Origin of the sequence: Paenibacillus sp. 19GGS1-52, assembly GCF_022369515.1 — a bacterium.
Taxonomy (GTDB): domain Bacteria; phylum Bacillota; class Bacilli; order Paenibacillales; family Paenibacillaceae; genus Paenibacillus_AQ.
The window spans coordinates 776,361-795,314 of record NZ_CP059724.1 but is presented as its reverse complement, the minus strand read 5'-3'; the positions used below and the strand labels follow the sequence as shown (position 1 = coordinate 795,314).

Below are 18,954 nucleotides of genomic sequence, written 5' to 3'. Positions count from 1 at the left end.
GTTCGGTCACTAGCAACCTAATCTATAGCTTAGATATATATGTTTAGATAATTTGTTATCTTATAAAATCAACTAAGGATGTTTGAATGATTTTGGCACCCACGCTTAGAGACGCATTATATACATTCTCCTGAACTTTGGAATTCATAACCAACTCGGCATAATCCGCATCTTCGGTCTTGGACTGCAGGTCTGTCAGGTTAACACCCAAATCGCTCAAACGATTCTGCATTAGTTGAATGCGATTTGTCTTGGCCCCAATATTCGCCTGTACGGTTAACATTTTGTTCGAACGAGTATCAATATTGGCCAACTCACTAGATAATCCAGCCGTGTCTCCAGTAGTCAAGGCAGTAGATATCCTGTCAATAACTTTAAAGATATTATCAGCGTCAGTCCCACCAAAAACTTCATTTCCCGTATTATTAATGGGCAGTTGGACGCTCTCTCCCACTGAATAATTCACTAGTCCATCATCTGTGGTGACAAGGGCAGCTCCGGAGGTATCCAGGACCCCATTTATGCCTGTTGAAAAATCAAAAGGCTTCACATCATATTGCTGGCCATTAAAGATATATTTCCCATTAAATTGACTGTTTCCAATATCGACAAGCTGCTCTTTAAGCTGTTTAACCTCTTCATTGATACTGTTGAGCGCGGTTTGCGGATTACTTCCGTTCGCTCCCTGAACGGTTAGTTCACGCAAGCGTTGCATAACAGAACCTGTCTGAGTCAATACTGTATCATTAAATTCCAACCAGGAAACGGCGCCATCCACATTATCCTGATACTGCTCATTGGCTGACAGCTCTGCACGATAACGCAGTGAATACGTGATGCCTACTGGATCATCGGATGGAGTGTTCAGCTTGCGGCCAGTAGCCAACTGTACCTGGGTATGATTCATAGTACGGGCATTGCGGTTCAGGTTAAGCAGCAGCTGTGAGTTCATCATATTGGAGGTAACTCTCAACATTGGTCATTCCCCCTTCCCTTTATATTATCTGCCTACGGTTCCGGTAGAGTTAATTAATTTGTCGAGCAACTCATCATAAGTAGTCATAAACCGTGCTGCGGCGCTATAGGCATGCTGGTAGACCAGCATATTGGACATCTCTTCGTCGAGGGATACTCCACTTACGGATTGACGGCGCGCATCCACCTGTTCCACTAAATAGTTGGCGTTGTCGGTCTGGCGTGTAGCTTCTTGAGACTGCACACCTAACTGTCCGACCAGTGATTTGTAGAAAGTTCCCGGAGTTGCCGTAATCCCTGTTGATGCGGATTTAAAAGAACCTACCTGCTGAGTGGCTAGTAAGAGGGCCAATGTATTGTTTCCGTTAACTACCTTCTCAGAAGTACCAGTTCCGGTAGTGCGAATAGAAGCGGCTAAAAGGTTAGTGTCCCCGGCAATTTCAGGATTAAAAGTAATATTACCTGCTGTAATAGTAGAACCATCTCCCGTAATTGTGAACAAGGGCTTGCCGGGATTAAGCGTTCCATCCATGGTATAACCCAACTGATGAAGACCATTTAATCCTTTTACCGTTGTCTTCACGTCAGCGTTCAAGGTAGCGCCAGCAGGAAATGCCGTTCCGGCTGTTATTGTTGAAGACGTTCCATCTGCATTGATCACCGCAGCATCATTAGTTAGAATAGTTCCCGCTGGAGGTACAGAACCTTTAGGCAGCGTAATTCCAACCTCACCAGTAGCAATAGTATTAGCTATATTGTCAAGCTGCTTCTTAAAATCGGCTACATAAACCTTGCTGGAGGCTAACATACCATAGACCTCGCCAGATTTCAGATCACCTGTGCTGCCATCCCCGTAGGCACTTGTCAAAAATGCACTATCCACAGTCGCTGTTACCGCATTACCTTGGACAAGCTGTTGGCTGCCCAACGAGACATTATAACCGCTATCCGTCTCTACTACACTTACATTTATAATCTTGGAAAGCTTATCTGTGATGAGATCGCGTTGATCGCGCAGATCATTCGCTTTGTCGCCCATGCTTTCGATCTTATAAATGGACTGATTCAGATTAGCAATGGAAGAGAGGTAAGTCTGTATTTCTGTACCTTTTACAGCAATATTGGAAGATAAGTCACTATCCAGATTGTCCAATTGTCTGCTCATATAGTTCAAAGCATCGGTCATGGATTGCGCAGTCTGTGCCACGATTTTGCGAGAAGTACTATCTTCGGGATTCTTGCTTAAATCTGACCAAGACTTCCAGAAGTTATCCATTACGGTGCTAATCCCTGTATCCGAAGGCTCATTAAAAATTGCCTCCAGCTTGTCCATGGTATCCGACTTAATAGTCCAGCCTCCCAGAGCGGAGTTCTCATCGCGGAACTGGTTATCCAGAAAATTCTCACGTATACGTTCTATAGAACTGAATTCCACGCCTGTTCCAAGCTGACCCGGAGCCGTAGAATTACTAAATCCGTAGGCTTCAATAGGTTTGGATGCAGTCATGTTAACACGTTGGCGGGTATAGCCTTCCGTATTTGCGTTAGCGATATTATGTCCAGTCGTGTTTAACGCTGCGGTCTGGGTAAAGAGACTGCGTCGTGCTGTCTCCATAGCATGAAAAGTAGATGTCATGTTACTAGTTCCTCCCTTGCATTGTGCTCTGGTAAATTACTAAACAATCAACCGCGAGCGTCAAAAAGGCCGGGCCGTTTCGCGCTGCTGCCCTTGTCGGACGGATGATGGTACGTGATCTCCTGGTTGGGTCTTCCGACTAACAGATCTAGGGAATAATCTATAAACGTAAGCGACTGCTCGATCAGCTTCTGATTTAGTTCGTTAGCAGCTTTCAGTTGCTGCAATGTGCCTGAAAGCTTCTGCTGAATATGCAGCAGTCGCGATTTGTCATCGGGATCAAATACAAGCCGGGACAGCTCACTTAGGTTCAGTTGAAGGTTAGAACGAATACCAACCCCTTGCAGGAAGGCATAAGCTGCCTGCGCACGCTGTTCCTCAAGCTGTCCAATCAGCTTCATAAATTTAGACTCACGGTTTAGGATTTCGATTAGAGCATCCACTTTGTTGTCCATAATGCTCTGTTTCTTGCTAGCGGCCAGATCCAGCATTTGAATATGTGCTTCGTCCAACCGCTCAAGAAGTTCTAACAATGTTGTTAATGCCATGGATGGTTTCACCTAATTCTCGGAGGATTGCTTAAAATATGGGGCGAGTTTCTCTGCGAGTTGGGCTGCGTCTACTTGATAAGTACCTGCGGAGACCTGTTGCTTTAAGCTATCGATCTTAAGTGTACGTTCAGTGTCAATCTTGCCGCTGTTCTGTGCCTGTTGCAGCTTAAGAGCCTCATCAGAGATAGATACCTCATCCTTGCGTGTACTCTTCTTCATCTGTTCCTGCCTTTGCGATTCCGCGCTGCGTTGGTACGGATTAATCGCGTTAATTCGTCCGGTCTCGTTAATTTTCATAACTTCCACCTTCCTTCTAATATAAAAAAACCGATAATCTTTAATAAGTTTATCGGCTTGTATTGAAACATTCTTTATAGCTGCAAACGTTTTTTTTGCAGATTTTATTAGTCGTTGCGTTTGTCAAGGGCACGATAGGCACCCTCGGAGGTCTTTTTAGGGGGTTCCTTTTCAGTAATTTCCCTGGTGAGACTCGTGAGATCCTTCCTTAGACGGTTACGGCAATTGTCGCACATATGCCCGTCGCGGATCAGTGTTCCGCACACCTCACAGGGGTACATCATATTAGGTGCATTTGCTATAGAAATGCGGCCTTCCCGAATAAAACGGGTGATTTCTTTAATGGAAATCTCCGTGGCATCAGATAATTCCTGAATGGTGGTTCCTCTAAACTCACGCAAATAATTCACGCAGGTCTCATATTCATACTCCAGTTCTTTGATGCAAGGCTGGCATAAATCCATGATATTCTTTACATACAACCGACCGCACCTTGGACAATTATCTAGATTCATAAAAGCAGCGGCTCCTCCCCTTACATTTTGTGCAACGTATAGTATTCGTATGCTCCTAGATTACATGATAGCAAGGATTTCGTCTATGCTTGCAAATTAGCGGATTAGGCTCAATTCATGAACGGGCCCAAGTCAAGCTATAGATTTCCACATCATATCCGCAGGCTTCTGTCATTTGCTGTATAACTCCCGCACAAGCACGGAGGGTACTGCCTGTTGTATATATATCATCCACAATAATAATTCGCGGGGGGCGGCTTAGTGGCTTCAGTGCGCCCAACCAGTCAGGAAATAGTTCTATCATCGCGGGATTAGCGGCAAAAGCATGCTTCATAGCAGTCAGCCGTTCCGCTCGGCCTTTAAAGCTCTGCTTACCCGTATGATGCGTGCGGATCAGCAGTGGATGTTGTGGAATACCCCTGCGCCGGGATACGACATCGGCAAGTCTCTCTGCCTGATTGAAGCCACGTTCTTCCAGCCGGGAATCACTGACAGGAACCGGTACTAACAAGTCAGCCTCCCAGTGGATTCCCGAGGCAGCTCGTTTATTTTGGAAAAAATAACTTATAGTTGAGCTAGCGGAGGATAGTTCAACCCGTCTCTCCTTCTCTCGTTCTTCCTTCAGAGTCAAATACGCTCTGTCCAACATTAAGCCGAGTACAGTGGCATAACGTTCATTCCCGCGATATTTATACTGGCCCAGCATTTCACGCATCACACTATTATAGGCTACTGCGCTCCGGTTACAGATGATCGGTGAAGTCTCCCCACCACGGTTGCAGTCAGGGCAGCCGACATGACGGCCGCATTTGAGACAGCGAGGCGACATGATCCAGGGAATGGCCGCTGCACAGCTTACACATATACCGGGCAACTGTGATGAAGGCTGTCTGTGCTTCCCGCAGGTTAGACACAGGGGGACAGAAGGGATAAACAGCGACTTGAAACCTTTTAACCATATAGATTGGGTGCTCATAAAGGCCTCTTGGTGCTGATATAACCATTTCGCTGGGCAATACCGTTCATTGACCGGATTTGGGAGATCGCCCCTCGCTGTGATCGACTCCACTGGGAGGAGGCGAATACGACACTCCCTGCGGGATCGTCTGTGGAGCGTCCAGCGCGCCCCGCCATCTGCACTAACGAGGCTTCGTCAAAAAGACCGCTGTCTGCATCCAGAATGAACACATCACTGTGCGGGACGGTCACACCCCGTTCCAGAATCGTAGTTGTCACCAGCAAAGAGATGATCTTGCTGCGAAATGCAGCCACTTTCTCTGCCCTCTCAGGATCTTGAGAGGAAGTACCCTCAATAGCGACATCCGGAAAGCTCTGGCGGAGGAGCTGGATCAGTCCAGCAATATGAACAATACGTGACACAAACAGAAAGATCTGAGCCTTCCTTGCTAGGGACTTACGCAGCATCTGTATGAGCGACTTTGGTATAGCACCATGCTTCAGGAATATACGAACAGGTACAATCGTCAAATGCTGTGGCACCGGCAAGGGATGGCCGTGGAAACGGACAGGTACTTTAGCGTGAGGAAGTCTGCCGGAATTAGCCTCCCGCTGCATTTCCTTGGGCGGTGTTGCCGACAGAAAGATGAAGGAGCCATCCCGCTTGCAGACTTGGCCAGCGGCGTAGGCCAGCATAGGATCATTATGGTAGGGATATGCATCCAGCTCGTCAATGATTACTAGATCAAATCCCTGGTTGAACCGCAGCAACTGATGAGTCGTTGCGAGTATTAAACGGCCGCTTCCCCAACGGTCAGGGCTTCCACCATAGAGCACGGCGAGGTTCTCCGCCGGGAATGCTCTGGCGAGCCGCGGCGCCAGCTCTAGTACGACGTCACGCCGTGGCGTCGCTACGAGCGCTCGCCCTCCGGCAGCGAGCACAGCCTCCAGGAGCGGGAAGACCATCTCTGTCTTCCCCGCTCCCGTCACCGCCCAGAGCAGGAACCGCTCTGGGCCCTGGACCGCGGAGCGCTGGCGCGGCTCCGCCAAGAAGCCCAGCGCAGCGCTCACGGCTCCCGCCTGCGCCGCGCTAAGCCCCCACCGGCGGGCCGCGGTGGGGGTAGAACCTGCCGTGCATCGCACGGCAGGAAGCGCTGCGCTACGCAGCAGCAGCGCGCAAGCCCGGCTGCGCCCGAGTGCGAGGCAGGCCTCGCAATAGGCGCAGCCCATGAGGCCACACGCGGCGCAAGCGGTGTGGCCTGTGGCGACGCTGCCGCAACGCTGGCAGCGCGGGAGTACGCGGCGCTTGGCGAAGCCGCGCCAGGGCATGGCCACGCGTGACAGCCAAGCTGTCGCCGCGCGCGCCATTACGCCAGCACCCGCAGGGAGCTGGCGGGCGCCTATCAGCACCTTCGTTCCACGTACTCCCGCATCATTCACTCCCGTGTTCCGTACTCTTGATTCTCGTAATTGCGCTTCATCCACTCCCGTACTCCACACCCTCGATTCACGTAATTCTGCTTCATCCACTCCCGTACTCCACACCCTCGATTCTCGTAATCCAGCTTCATCCACTCCCGTACTCCACACCCTCGATTCTCGTAATCCCATGCTCCTCTTTCCATCCTTACACTCCCTTATAGCCGTGATACCGGCCGTTAGTATTAGCTTTCCCTGCAAATGCGCCAGCTGGGCCGTGCTACGCCAGTCCCCTGATAGCTCCGGCATCTGTTCTGCCAGCAGTGCTTCCAATTCCGGCTGCAGCAAGGAACGACCGGTTAACGCTTCGGCCAATTGTTCGGCAGCTAAGGTGAGATTCAACCTCGCCAGCTCCTCCTGATGCGGCAAAAAATCTAACGTGCCCGCAATTCTGTTCTTCTGTCGTTCATGACCTTCCCCTATCGCCTCTATAGAGGTCCAGCCATTCCATACTGGCTGCCACAATGAAATTTCATTAATGGGCCAGCCCCCTCCTATAGCCGCCTCTTCCTGCATTTCTGGTGCTAATGTGCCAGTAATATAATGTCTCCACTCGTTACTTCCCCATGCTTGCATAGAGGCCCTCGATCTAAAGCTATCCCGCAGTTTCACAGCCCAGCCGAGTGGCAGAGAAGTCGAAAGAATAACCATACTGACCGCTGCCCTACTGTTCCAGCCTTCTCTTCCTCTTAAAGCTCCAGACCACCATAACCTGTCCACAGCCAGATTTAATGAAATCCACAAACTCCAGCCTTGATTGCCTCGAACAGCATATACAGCTACCCTCATAAAATCTTCCTCCTCCTTATTACCTTGGTTTTATTTCTTCTCGCTTCCCTATATTTAAAACGCAAAAAAGCACACTCCCCCATCCAAATGGAGAGTGTGCTTCACCCGTTACTTACATATTTACTTACCTTCCGCCACGCTTCGATCCGTATCCCCTACTTCCTGTCGTCCGCATAAAAGGCAGCTTGATCTGCTGCTCGGACAATCGCAAGTCAACTACAATTCCCTGCTGCATCAAGACTTCATCCACCTGAAGAGTAGGCATGGATTTGGCCAGATCAATAGGGCTGCCGTTGAGGGCCATTCTGGATACAATCTCCAGAGTCCCATCACTTGAGCTATCATCCATAAAGGTCATACGCAATCGCTTTCCTGTTAGCAACGCACAAACATTCAGTGCTCGGATATAGCCTTCCACAACACTTTCATGATTACGGGTAATGAGAATATAATGAATCCACTTTCTGGCTCGCGGTGTCTGCCGCGTCTGCTCCCGGCTATGCAGCATATGAATAATGGCTACCGCGGATGCATATACAGCCGCAATCCATATCAACTGGGCTACCATAGAGATGCACCTCCTCTGTATACCGACAATATATGCCGGCTGCAAAAGGTCGGTGACTGCCCAGCGTTCCTAAGGGAAAACAACCTTCGCTCTCCCTTATTGTTCAATCTGGCGAATACACTGCATGATCTAAATCATTGCTTGTGCTCTTCTACATGCAGATACGCCTGATGTATCATTTAAATCAGCATTTTGCAAAATTCGAATGTATGCGTAAATCGTAATCGAATATATGTAACATATTCCCAGATGATTTGGATTCTCCAAAACGCTCAGTTAAAGATTATGCTATCTTACAGGGTTACCCAGCCAAATTTGATAGAATTGATAACAGCTTGTGTACGATCGTCCACTTCCATTTTTTGCAAAATACTGCTAACATGGTTCTTGACGGTTTTTTCACTAATAAATAAGTGTTCGCCTATCATCTTGTTGCTCTTGCCTTCCGCCATCAACCGCAGTACCTCTGCTTCGCGGCGAGTCAAAGGATTATTGTCACCCGCTACGAATTTAACACCAGCTTCTTTAACCGGAGTCTCGGTCATAGCACCCGTTTCGTTAAGATAGGTCATGCGCCGCAACTGGTTAATTAGCTTGCCGGTAACCTTAGGATGAATAAAAGCATGTCCCTCATGGACTGAACGAATCGCATTGATGAGTGACTCCGCCTCCATGTCCTTCAGTAAATATCCATTAGCACCTTTACGCAGTGTTTCGAAGACATAACTCTCATCATCGTGAATCGACAAAATAATTACTTTAACATCGGGGAACATTTCCCGGAGCTTTTGAGTGGCCTCTACACCATTCTCAATAGGCATATTAATGTCCATCAGAACAATATCAGGTTTATTCCCATTACAGAACTCCAGTACCTGTATACCGTCGCCACACTCACCGATGACCTCAATATCATCCTCCATATTCAAAATGCGTTTGAGTCCTTCACGAAACAGTTGATGATCATCAGCCAAAAGCACTTTAATAGGCGATTTTCCTAAACTTTGATTCTCCATTACATTACTCCTTTCCCATTTCCACATTCGTCGGAATATGGATTACGATTGTAGTGCCTTGATTCTCGGCTGATTCAATTTCGAGTCTTCCTTCAAGCAGTTCCACACGCTCCCGCATCCCTACAAGACCGAAGCTCTCACGATTGCCTGAGTCAGTCTTCACTTTTTGCACATTAAAGCCTAAACCATTATCTTTGACGACGATCTTGATCAACTGCGCTTGGTATGTTATTTCCACCAATACATAACTCGGGTAGGCATGTTTCGCCGCATTGGATAGTGCTTCCTGAATGAGACGGTATACGGCCGCTTCCATTGCTGACGACAGCCTATGCTCCTTACCCCTTGTTTCAAAAGTGGTCCGGATCTTCGTCTTCTCCTCATAGTCATGCACATACTTCCGCATTGTCGGAATCAGTCCTAAATCGTCGAGTGCCATCGGACGCAAATTAAAAATAACCTTGCGCATTTCCTCCAGGCTGTTACGAACTTGCCCTTTCAAGTCTACTACTTCGGCCTGCACTAGCCCAAATTCCTGCTTTACCAGCATTCTTTCTACAATTTCCGTCCTAAGGACTAGATTCGCCAGCATTTGAGCAGGACCATCATGAATTTCCCGGGCAATTCTTTTACGTTCTTCCTCTTGAGCCAGGATTATCTTGAGTCCAATCATTTGTCGATTCTTGGCGGATTCAACAATTCTCGTCACTTGTCCCAGTTCTCCAGATAAATATTCAACAACAACACTCATTTGCGAACCTATCGATTCCGCACGTTCCACCGAATTCTCTACACTGCGTACACGTAATTGCAACTCATCACGCCTGCTACGAAGATAAACTTCTCTCTCCCTCGTCATCATGAGCTCAAGCTGTAGCTCCGTCGCCTTTTCATAAGCAATACGGATATCCTTCTCCGAAAAGCGGACAAAATCCCGGCTGACTTCGGTCAGCCGGATTCGGGAGCGGTGATAGTTCATCTCCAGTTTGTCAACCTTTAGTATTGTTTCATCCGTTTCTTCCAAAACCCGCTGCAGTTCTTTAGTTAGTGCGATAAGCTCATCGCGTGCAACCTGCAATATTTCGAAAATCTGATACTTGCTGCTGACCATCACTTCGATGGTGTTTTTAATCACGCGATCAATCGCATCGGCTTGAAATTCCACGGATGCTTGCCCCATTTCTATCGGATCATATTAAAGGCTTACCTTTATATTAACATATCACGATTCGATAGTTACGGTCTTCGTTTTCTGTTCCCATTTTACGATCAATCCTAGCTGTTCTGAAACCAATCTAAGCGGTACTAAAGTCCTGCCTTGTAGGATTAAAGGCGCTACTTCTGCACTTTGGAGCTTACCATTCAACAAATATTCCTTCTTGTTTACAGTAAGATCCAACGCTTTAGCTCCGCGCAGTACCATAATCTTCTTAGTTGCCTGATTCCAAATTGCATTGCCGCCAAAAGCATCCAGTACGTAACGAATGGGCACATACGTACTGCCATTCTTGACAATTGGCGCTACGTCTATAGCTTGCTTTGTACCATTAACCAGGATTGACTTGGAACCAATGACCATCGATGCTGTGCCTTTTGGAAGCCCTGCTTCACTGGAAAGGGAAGGCATTGTAAATGAAATGTTATCAAAGGCGACCGTTCCCGTCTTGGCACGTTCATCCTGCCCTTCCTCTACATTTACAACATAGAGTCTCTTCAGGGTTGCTGGAAATTTGATTCCAGAGCCTGACAAATCAAGGTTAAGACTCTTCCAGCCGTTCCAATCGATGATCTTGGCAAGATCAACATAAACGGTGGCTCCGCTGCTGTCTACCAGCTCAGCCCGCAGCCAGTTCAGACTCATATCCCCCATCACATCAAGCGACATCGAAGTAGCCGCTGCTGGAATGGACTTACCGGTCGTACCATTAAACTGGGCATAGGCATACATTTTGCCGCTCCCAGCTGTCATATCGTAACTGAGCGACAGCACTTTAGAACCTGCACGTTCAGCACTGCCAGCCGTTATGGCGGCTGTCCCTTGTACACTAGCTACATTAGTAGTAAAGGCGACCGGATAACTCACATTCTCGAAATCTTCCCAAGGAGTGGCGGCCACCGCTGATAGAACAACCACAGTACTGAAGCCGTTATAACGGGCAATAGCGTAGCCAGTCGTTACACCTGTATTCACGGCGTCAACTGTAAGCTTTCCAGCCTGTACATTGCCTTGAAAGCCAACAAATTCCCACTTCAGTGCAGAATCTGGAACAGTAATCTTCGCCCCATTCTTTGTAACTGCTGTTACAGGAACAGAGACAGATGCACCCGCTATCAACGGCGCTGTAGCTGTACCTACTGCCATACTGCTCAGATCATCTCCTCCAAGCACAGTAACCTTTGTCGAAGCGCTAGCCGTGCCGCTGGTGGCTGTCAAAGTCACAGTGCCAGGCTTCACTCCTGTCACTTCCCCTGCGCTTACAGTCGCGCTGCCACCACTTGAAACCCATGCCGGATTTCCCGCTGCTACATCTATAGGATTATAGTAAGTATCATAGCCTTTTAATGAATAGGTTGCCTTTTGACCGATCAGAAGTACAGAATTCCCGCTGATTGTAATCCCCTTAACTTCACCCTGCGGAGCAGATGTATAGACACCAAGTCCGTTAACAATACTACGCTGTTCCGTACCATACTCTGTATTAAAGGTGAGGGTTGCGGTCGTCTCGGCGAGGGGCCGGTCAACCATCGTAGTAGAGCCGCCACCATCCAGATTTAAACCTTTCCAGACACCGATGTTCGTCATAAAGGATTGTAGCTCGGTCAGCGACATCCCTGCGCTATTGTTATTCTTCTCAGCGGTTATAACATACACATACCGGCCATCCTGTGAATAACCAAGTGCTGTCCGTGCACGGTAGCCGCCAATGCTGCTGGTTGAACGCGAGAACGTTGCCGCTTTTCCATTATTCACCAGAATGGTATGCCCCCCGATCATCATTTGCAGACTAGCAGGGTCCAGCGCTTGCTGTGTAGTTTTGGAGCGCAGCGAAGTCGTACTCGTCAACGTTTGCCCAACAGCAAGATGTGCCATGACAAACTGAGCGGCAAGACCGTGTGTACGCAGAATATAAGCGCCCTCAGGAACAGCCATTGGCAACGCAGCATTTGGAGAGATCTGGGTGATTATTCCATTCTCAACAAGCACCTCAGTAGGAGTAGTTGAGCTGTTCTTGGGCCGCTCCAGCGCTGTCCAGGCATCGGTATAGATATACATCGCGTTAGCATGGCTATACGTAGAGGTTCCACCTTCTGGAATATAGGCACCTTTGTTGATCCCGGAAAGGGCAAACTGAGCACCGTCCGCTGCCGTTATCGTCCCTTCAAAAGAAAACTCATCAATAACAGGCTGTCGATCTTTGGTTACGGCAAAAGCATACATTCCATCCAACTGTGAGGGAGTAGAAACAACGACCCCCGCAGACACCTGGCCTCCAATAGGTACCCCTTCGCCACCTGTATTAAAATAATCACCGTTTACTGCAGCAACTGCCCCGGTTTCTTTAGCCATGCCCCCGGTACTCTGGCGTGTCGTCAAATCGCCACCTTTACCGGTCATAACATCCAAGGAAACATATGGATTATTCAGATCTACACGGATTACGTCTGCCAATCCGGTAGCCTGTTTGCCGGAACGAGAAGTTGTATATTTATATTTCATCATCATGGCGCCTGAAGTAATAACTTCTTCGCCTAGTTTGGTTACCGTAAAAGCAGAGGCTGCCGCGGAGGCTACTGGTGAAGATCCTTGCCCGAATTGAATCATACCCTCACTGCCGATCACCGGCATAATCCATAACACACCCGCCAATGAGGCGGCAACCCACTTCTTCGCGGATACTGTTTTTATCTCCCGCAATACTTCTCTAGTCTTTTTCTCCATAAAATCTTCATTCATTTCGGCGTAACTCTCCCATCTCTTTACTCATTTGGTAAATTTCAAAGTCTGGAAATCTGGACTCTATTTTCCTTTTACTCTTTTAATAGACTGAATTCTAGCAAAAAAGTTGCGACAAACTGCAGATTAGAGAGGATAGCAGCACAAAAAACACCCAGCTTATACAAGCCGGGTGTTACATTATCATCTATAAATAATCTGCTTTGTCTAACATTCTTTGCAGCATAACAGCAGCTTGAGCACGGGTGGCGTTTCCTTGTGGTTGAAATTCTGTCGTTGTCATGCCAAGAATAATACCTGATTGTACAGCTTTGGCAACAAACTCAGCACTCTGACTCTGGATTTTGGATTTATCCTTGAAAGCTGTTAGTGCAGATGCTGACGTACCACTTAATGTAATCGGATTTTTGGTGTATTCCATCGCCCGAATCATCATAATGGCCAGTTGCTCACGAGTTATATTCTCATTGGGGCGGAAGGTAGCATCTGTATTCCCAGTGATAATACCCGCTTTGGCCGCCGCTCCAATGTAATCCCCTGTTTGCGTTGAGGGTTGTATATCCCTGAAGCGTTGTGCAGTATCACGGTCACCTTGCAGTCCGAGGCCTCGGCTGAGCATAACAGCAAACTCCGCTCGGGTGATCTTTTGCTCTGGCTTGAACGTATTGCCATAACTACTATCAATAATATTCTTGGCGGCAAGCTCTGCAACAATGGTATTACTCCAATGTTTACTCATATCTGTAAAGGTCCGCGTTGACAAAAATGATCCTACGACCTGATTTCCGACCGTACGAGCGCGTAGTATAGTATAGCTACCTTGCGTACTGATTTTTGTAGGAAGATAAGCTGCATCATTATAAGTCAGCTCCAGCCGGGCAATTGAAGTTTGCGGACTATTCAAAGTAGAAGTAGTGCGGACGGTATACTCTCCAGGTACACTCAGCACTTTTGCACTAGAAGTGTTCCCAGTGATCATGGCTGTCAGACGAAAATCAACAAGACTAGTCACACTCTGCAAGCCTTGCGCTTGCAGCTTTTGCTCCAGTGGGGTGAAGGTCCCTGTTGGAACCTTTTCCATGCGGAATACAAGCGAAATATTATTGCTGTCCGCAATTAAACTGGCGGCTAGTCCATTCATATCGATATCACCTAGAGCCACACTATACAGGCTATCCCCATAGCGTATTGCCAGTTTAGCCTTGCTGTTGCGATTTACAGCATCAAGTAGTGGTTTCAGCGGTATAGTCACATAAGCCGCTAGTTCTGTGGAAGGCACTTCAAAGGCTAATGTGGATGTACCCACTTTATATAGATAATCATAACTGGAGCTTAAACGATCAGCAGTCAGGTTATATTTTTTTACAGACTGGCTGTATACGGATCGATCATCTGTTGCACTCGAAGAATCACTTTTTAAAAGTGGATATCCTTCTCCAAACTCACTCACTGCCAATGTTCCCAAATAAGATGGCCGGCTACCAGTTCCTGTAGTTAATCCTGTAAGATTCTGAACATAAAGTGCAGTGAAAGAAGACAGCGCATTGCCGTTCAGATCCTGAATGACTCCCCCACCAGACATAAACGACAAGTCGACACTCTGTCCCGTCTTCACTACTGAAGATAGCATTATCTTCAGTACACTACCCGAAATAGAATAGGACTGGACGCCAAGAGTGCTGCCATCCGCTCGAACTCCAAACTGATTAACATATAAGGAAGAAGTGGCCTGCATGTTTTTGGTGAATGTTACCGTTAGTTCATCACCTGTAACTGTTGCTCCGCTTATATTAGGTACTGTAGTTGTGCTGCTTCCGGTTACTGACACTGGCTGCAGATTAATATATGCCGCACGGTTTCCATTCAGATCGCTAAGCCCATAAACTCCTGGCACATAGGACACAGTAACCACTTGACTCACCGTCAAGGCGCTTTGAAGGGATAAAGTAACCTCGCTACCACTCACTGCTACACTAGTAACATAATTAGGTGTACCTCCAACAAGCACAGAGAATTGACTGTTCATCGGTAAATTAGCTGAAGTCATTCCTTCATTATAAGATAATACGATTGTACTTCCGGTTCCGGTCGCGTATTGGAGAACAGGTGGAGTCGTATCATTGCTGTTACGAATATTGAAAGCGCTAAAGTTGGCTATATTCTGGCTAAAAACATCCTGTAGTGGATAGGACCCTGCATAATAGGATACTCGAACAGTCTGTCCGCTCGCAGCTTCGCTCGTTAATCCCAGATTAACAGTTCCTCCACTGGAACTAATAGAATTAACCCCAAGTGAATAACCATCCGCCGTCACGGAGAATTGATTGAACGCATATGGAGAGACTGCTTTTAGTGAATCATTGAAATTCAAGACTAGGTTCTTGCCAGTAATTCTGCCCTCTATAGGAGCAGGAAGTGCAGACACTACAGAATTAGTCACCTGTCGAAGTGAAAAAGTGCTTGCTGCATTACCGCTAGTATCCTTAATGACTCGCAGACCGCCTGAATACCCGATTTTAATATTCTGACCTACCGCGACACCTGTGCTTAGCACCACTAAGACACTATCTCCCTGAATGTAACTACTATCAATGGCACGAGCTTCATCGTTCACCGTAACCGTAAAGCTTGAAGGCAGCAGCGCTACCGACGAATTAAGAGCTTCATTATATTTCAAGCGTATCGTCCTATTATTATCCAGTTGTGCTGTTGTGAGTAAGGGTGCTGTTGTATCTAGAGCCATTGTACGGAAGCTCCATGAACTAGCACCACTTAGTCCACCATAAATAGAAGTGGGATCACTTGCTTCCGAGAAGGCGCCTTTAGCAATATCAATGTAATAGGTAGTATTATATTCAAGTGCATTGTCAGGATTTATCGTATATTCTTTTGTTCCAGCCGCAGTCCCACTCTGTGTTACGGTTACAGGAAGCTGTAGCCCGCTGCTTTTGTAGAGTGTAATGCTTTTTGCAACAGAGCTATTATAAATTACATCTCGGTTAAAGGTAAGGGTAAAAGCTTTGTTGATATCCACGGACTCACTTCGGTCTGCAGGCATCAACGTAGTTATTCCAAGACCCGTCGAGGACGCCGTGGTGAAGCTCCACGAATAAGGTGCAGTAGGAAACACATTTCCATCCTGGTCGTAAAATGCCCCCTGTGGAATAGTAACCGTATATAAGGTATTACTGAGAAGTGGGTTTGCCGTCGATGCCGGAGACAGCAGAATATTCTTACTCCCACCACCCGTTACTGCTGTGGAATTCACATTGAGCCATCGTGTCCTCCCATCATCTACAGTACCTGGTGATACAGTAATATTTCCTGTTGCTGGCATCATAGGACGATCAAAGTTAAGCTGTAACGCTCCAGTAACAGATGCACCTACTGCTCCTGCTGCCGGATTTGCCGTCATTGGGATAGCTGCTGCACCTATAGTGGAGAAGCTCCACACATTACTACTGGATATGCCTGAGAAGGTCTTATTGTCTGTACCCTTGAAGGCGTATGAATCAATAAGTACATAATAATTAGTTCCGGTCGCTAATTTATTTGTCGGAGTCAAAGTAACGGTTGTTGAGGACGCGTCACTCAACACAGTAACACCAGTCTCGCCATCTTTAATTTTAAATTCCTGAATAGTAGAATTATCAGCAGAAGCAATAAGTCGGATGGAACCTCCGCCCTTTAGCAAAGGTTTATTCAGTTTCAAGCTGAGCTGAGCTAAAGTTCCCGCATCTACCCGGGCATTATTAGCAGGCATGAAATTACTCGCTGTTATTCCTGTATTGACCTCCGGTGCGGTAGTAAAAGACCAGCTTGTGAATACAGAATCAGCCCCTGCACTATCCTTGAATAAGCCCTTCGGTACGGTTACGGTATATGTCATATTGGGTGTGAAATGCAGATTAGCATCCCACTTAATTTCATAGTCTTTGGAACTGCCAATTAATCCCGAGGTGCCAATAGGAATAGTTACAAACGGATCACTGGAGCCTTGTGGGGTAATAATAATATTCCCAGATTGCGGATTTACCTGCCGATCAAAGCTCAATCTAAGAGATGAGCCTATACTCACATAGGTTGCACCTGCAGTTGGTGCGGTTACCATGCCAAAGTCAGCTGCAGCATATACTGCGGATGCGCCAATTCCGACAGAAGCACTTCCTGCCCCTAGTAACAAATCTCCAGCCAGAATGAGCACCGTCCATATTGAAATTTTTCTTTTCATGCCGTGATAAACTCCTCTCAAGCCATACTGTCGTCTTTATGTATATATTCTTTTATTTCGGTTAAACGTCTTCCAAAGTTTAGTAATCATCTCATCCCGAAGAAAAAACACAAAGCTGAATTCCCTATCTGCACACAAAAATAACCCGCAAGTAAAGTACTTCTACCGAAGTGCCTTCCTTGCGGGTCATAATGTAATTCATCTTGATGAAAACTAACTGGTTCCACACTTCGAACTAAAGGCCTGCTTGTGCTCTCAGAAGTTCTGCTTTATCGATACGTTCCCAAGGCAGATCCAGATCTGTACGTCCAAAATGGCCGTAAGCAGCAGTCTGTTTATAAATCGGTTTACGCAAATCAAGCATAGAGATGATACCGGCAGGACGAAGATCAAAGTTCTCGCTGATCATCTGAGCCAGCTTTTCTTCACTGATCTTACCTGTTCCGTATGTATCTACACTAATTGAAACGGGATTAGCAACACCAATGGCATAAGCCAATTGAATCTCACATTTATCAGCAAGACCAGCAGCTACAAGGTTCTTAGCCACATAACGGGCTGCATAGGCTGCCGAACGGTCCACCTTAGTTGGATCCTTACCGGAAAATGCACCGCCGCCATGACGAGCATAACCACCATACGTGTCCACAATAATCTTACGACCCGTTAAGCCAGCATCCCCTTGAGGTCCACCAATAACAAAACGACCTGTAGGATTAATAAAGTACTTAGTATCCTCATCAAGCAGTCCAGCTGGCACAACCGGCAAGATTACATGTTCTTTGATATCTGCTTGAATTTGCTCAAGTGTGATTTCTTCAGCATGCTGTGTGGATACAACGATGGTATCTACGCGAACTGGTTTTTCATTCAGATATTCAATAGTTACTTGTGTCTTGCCATCTGGACGTAGGTATTCCAAAGTTCCGTTCTTACGTACTTCTGCTAAACGACGCGCTATACGATGAGACAAAGCAATAGGTAATGGCATCAATTCTGGAGTCTCATTAGTGGCAAAACCAAACATTAAGCCTTGATCACCAGCTCCGATATTGGCCGTTTCTTGAGCCAGCTGTGCAGGATCGCGGTTCTCCAGTGCTGCATTTACACCCTGGGCAATATCAGCGGATTGTTCATTAAGAGAAGTTAATACCGCACAAGTATTGTAGTCAAAGCCATAAGTGGCATTGGTATAACCTATTTCTTTAATCGTATTACGTACAATCGCTGGAATATCAACATATTCCGACTTGGTGCTAATCTCTCCGATAACCAATACAAGACCCGTTGCTACTGCAACTTCGCAGGCTACACGTGCGTTTGGATCATTAACCAGAAATGCATCCAGTACCGCATCAGAGATCTGGTCACAAATTTTATCCGGATGCCCTTCCGTTACAGACTCGGAAGTGAATAAATGGCGCCCTGTAATAGACATGTATAACAACCTCCTATATGGATAGTATAATGACGTATAATCAAATTCCTTCGATTCTCCAGTAGCCACTTCGCTAATATTTCTGCAATTTCTGCAAAAAATGAACCTTTCCCATAGTGGAAAAGGTTTATGGCTTTCCTCAAAAGTCATATTATCTTATTTATGAGATGGTGTCAATTTTAGCAGGCTGTATAAAAGAATAACTCAGCTTCAACATTAATTCTCAGAGATTATAGAAAAAGGGCTTGCTCTGCTTGCTTTACAAGTCTCTTCGTTATTTCGCCGCCAACAGAACCGTTATCTCTGGATGAAAGATGTCCAAGATATGGACTATGACTAGAGCCACTGGAGTCCCCAAGTGCTCCTAATTCGGAAGCAAATTCTGTATCTGCTCCCCCTCCATAGTTAGCCCCATATAAACCAAATTCAGCAGCAATCTCATATTTCATCTGTTTCAGCATTGTCCGACTTTCCGGTATAACCACACGATTATTACGTGCCATGAGCTGCACCTCCTGAGTTTTGTAAGAATACAGGAATATTGTGC

At 46.7% G+C, this 18,954-nt stretch carries 14 protein-coding genes; all 14 read right to left on the bottom strand.

Translation table 11 applies throughout. The annotated features are described in order from the left end of the window. Positions 1-55: 55 nt before the first annotated feature. Complete coding sequence (gene flgL, locus H1230_RS03610) at positions 56-976, bottom strand: flagellar hook-associated protein FlgL (RefSeq protein WP_239714271.1); 921 nt, start codon at positions 974-976, stop codon at positions 56-58. 24 nt (positions 977-1,000) lie between these two features. After that, on the bottom strand, positions 1,001-2,611 hold the full coding sequence (gene flgK / locus H1230_RS03605) for a flagellar hook-associated protein FlgK (protein ID WP_239714270.1): 1,611 nt from the start codon (positions 2,609-2,611) through the stop codon (positions 1,001-1,003). Positions 2,612-2,658: 47 nt separating this feature from the next. Then, positions 2,659-3,159 carry a flagellar protein FlgN gene (locus H1230_RS03600; protein ID WP_239714269.1) on the bottom strand — a complete coding sequence of 167 codons (501 nt, stop codon included), beginning with the start codon at positions 3,157-3,159 and terminating at the stop codon, positions 2,659-2,661. 12 nt (positions 3,160-3,171) lie between these two features. Next, entirely contained in the window at positions 3,172-3,459 is a 288-nt protein-coding gene (gene flgM, locus H1230_RS03595) for a flagellar biosynthesis anti-sigma factor FlgM (RefSeq protein ID WP_239714268.1), read from the bottom strand. A gap of 107 nt (positions 3,460-3,566) precedes the next feature. Further along, positions 3,567-3,974 carry a TIGR03826 family flagellar region protein gene (locus tag H1230_RS03590; RefSeq protein ID WP_239714267.1) on the bottom strand — a complete coding sequence of 136 codons (408 nt, stop codon included), beginning with the start codon at positions 3,972-3,974 and terminating at the stop codon, positions 3,567-3,569. A 115-nt stretch (positions 3,975-4,089) separates the two neighbouring features. After that, complete coding sequence (locus H1230_RS03585) at positions 4,090-4,950, bottom strand: ComFC family protein (RefSeq protein ID WP_239714266.1); 861 nt, start codon at positions 4,948-4,950, stop codon at positions 4,090-4,092. Further along, on the bottom strand, positions 4,947-7,199 hold the full coding sequence (locus H1230_RS03580; protein WP_239714265.1) for an ATP-dependent helicase ComFA: 2,253 nt from the start codon (positions 7,197-7,199) through the stop codon (positions 4,947-4,949). The genes H1230_RS03585 and H1230_RS03580 overlap by 4 nt, the downstream gene beginning before the upstream one ends. Positions 7,200-7,323: 124 nt before the next feature. After that, on the bottom strand, positions 7,324-7,767 hold the full coding sequence (locus H1230_RS03575; RefSeq protein ID WP_239714264.1) for a glycosyltransferase family A protein: 444 nt from the start codon (positions 7,765-7,767) through the stop codon (positions 7,324-7,326). Between the two features lie 293 nt (positions 7,768-8,060). Next, positions 8,061-8,783 carry a response regulator transcription factor gene (locus H1230_RS03570; protein ID WP_239714263.1) on the bottom strand — a complete coding sequence of 241 codons (723 nt, stop codon included), beginning with the start codon at positions 8,781-8,783 and terminating at the stop codon, positions 8,061-8,063. A gap of 4 nt (positions 8,784-8,787) precedes the next feature. After that, positions 8,788-9,948: a sensor histidine kinase gene (locus H1230_RS03565; RefSeq protein ID WP_239714262.1), complete on the bottom strand. Its 1,161-nt coding sequence runs from the start codon at positions 9,946-9,948 to the stop codon at positions 8,788-8,790. A 57-nt stretch (positions 9,949-10,005) separates the two neighbouring features. Further along, entirely contained in the window at positions 10,006-12,723 is a 2,718-nt protein-coding gene (locus H1230_RS03560; RefSeq protein ID WP_239717078.1) for a stalk domain-containing protein, read from the bottom strand. Positions 12,724-12,925: 202 nt separating this feature from the next. Then, positions 12,926-16,969, bottom strand: a complete 4,044-nt coding sequence (locus H1230_RS03555; protein ID WP_239714261.1) for an Ig-like domain-containing protein — start codon at positions 16,967-16,969, stop codon at positions 12,926-12,928. Positions 16,970-17,204: 235 nt separating this feature from the next. Beyond that, positions 17,205-18,407 carry a methionine adenosyltransferase gene (metK, locus tag H1230_RS03550; RefSeq protein WP_239714260.1) on the bottom strand — a complete coding sequence of 401 codons (1,203 nt, stop codon included), beginning with the start codon at positions 18,405-18,407 and terminating at the stop codon, positions 17,205-17,207. A gap of 230 nt (positions 18,408-18,637) precedes the next feature. Beyond that, a complete protein-coding gene (locus tag H1230_RS03545) occupies positions 18,638-18,910 on the bottom strand; it encodes an alpha/beta-type small acid-soluble spore protein (RefSeq protein WP_239714259.1) in 273 nt (90 codons plus the stop codon). Positions 18,911-18,954 lie beyond the last annotated feature (44 nt).

What these genes read in the sequence shown, in the direction of transcription:
- flgM (WP_239714268.1), bottom strand. Translation starts at nt 3,459, where the DNA reads ATGAAAATTAACGAGACCGGACGAATTAACGCGATTAATCCGTACCAA.
- flgK (WP_239714270.1), bottom strand. Translation starts at nt 2,611, where the DNA reads ATGACATCTACTTTTCATGCTATGGAGACAGCACGACGCAGTCTCTTT.
- flgL (WP_239714271.1), bottom strand. Translation starts at nt 976, where the DNA reads ATGTTGAGAGTTACCTCCAATATGATGAACTCACAGCTGCTGCTTAAC.
- metK (WP_239714260.1), bottom strand. Translation starts at nt 18,407, where the DNA reads ATGTCTATTACAGGGCGCCATTTATTCACTTCCGAGTCTGTAACGGAA.
- H1230_RS03560 (WP_239717078.1), bottom strand. Translation starts at nt 12,723, where the DNA reads ATGGAGAAAAAGACTAGAGAAGTATTGCGGGAGATAAAAACAGTATCC.
- H1230_RS03585 (WP_239714266.1), bottom strand. Translation starts at nt 4,950, where the DNA reads ATGAGCACCCAATCTATATGGTTAAAAGGTTTCAAGTCGCTGTTTATC.
- H1230_RS03545 (WP_239714259.1), bottom strand. Translation starts at nt 18,910, where the DNA reads ATGGCACGTAATAATCGTGTGGTTATACCGGAAAGTCGGACAATGCTG.
- H1230_RS03575 (WP_239714264.1), bottom strand. Translation starts at nt 7,767, where the DNA reads ATGGTAGCCCAGTTGATATGGATTGCGGCTGTATATGCATCCGCGGTA.
- H1230_RS03580 (WP_239714265.1), bottom strand. Translation starts at nt 7,199, where the DNA reads ATGAGGGTAGCTGTATATGCTGTTCGAGGCAATCAAGGCTGGAGTTTG.
- H1230_RS03600 (WP_239714269.1), bottom strand. Translation starts at nt 3,159, where the DNA reads ATGGCATTAACAACATTGTTAGAACTTCTTGAGCGGTTGGACGAAGCA.
- H1230_RS03570 (WP_239714263.1), bottom strand. Translation starts at nt 8,783, where the DNA reads ATGGAGAATCAAAGTTTAGGAAAATCGCCTATTAAAGTGCTTTTGGCT.
- H1230_RS03590 (WP_239714267.1), bottom strand. Translation starts at nt 3,974, where the DNA reads ATGAATCTAGATAATTGTCCAAGGTGCGGTCGGTTGTATGTAAAGAAT.
- H1230_RS03555 (WP_239714261.1), bottom strand. Translation starts at nt 16,969, where the DNA reads ATGAAAAGAAAAATTTCAATATGGACGGTGCTCATTCTGGCTGGAGAT.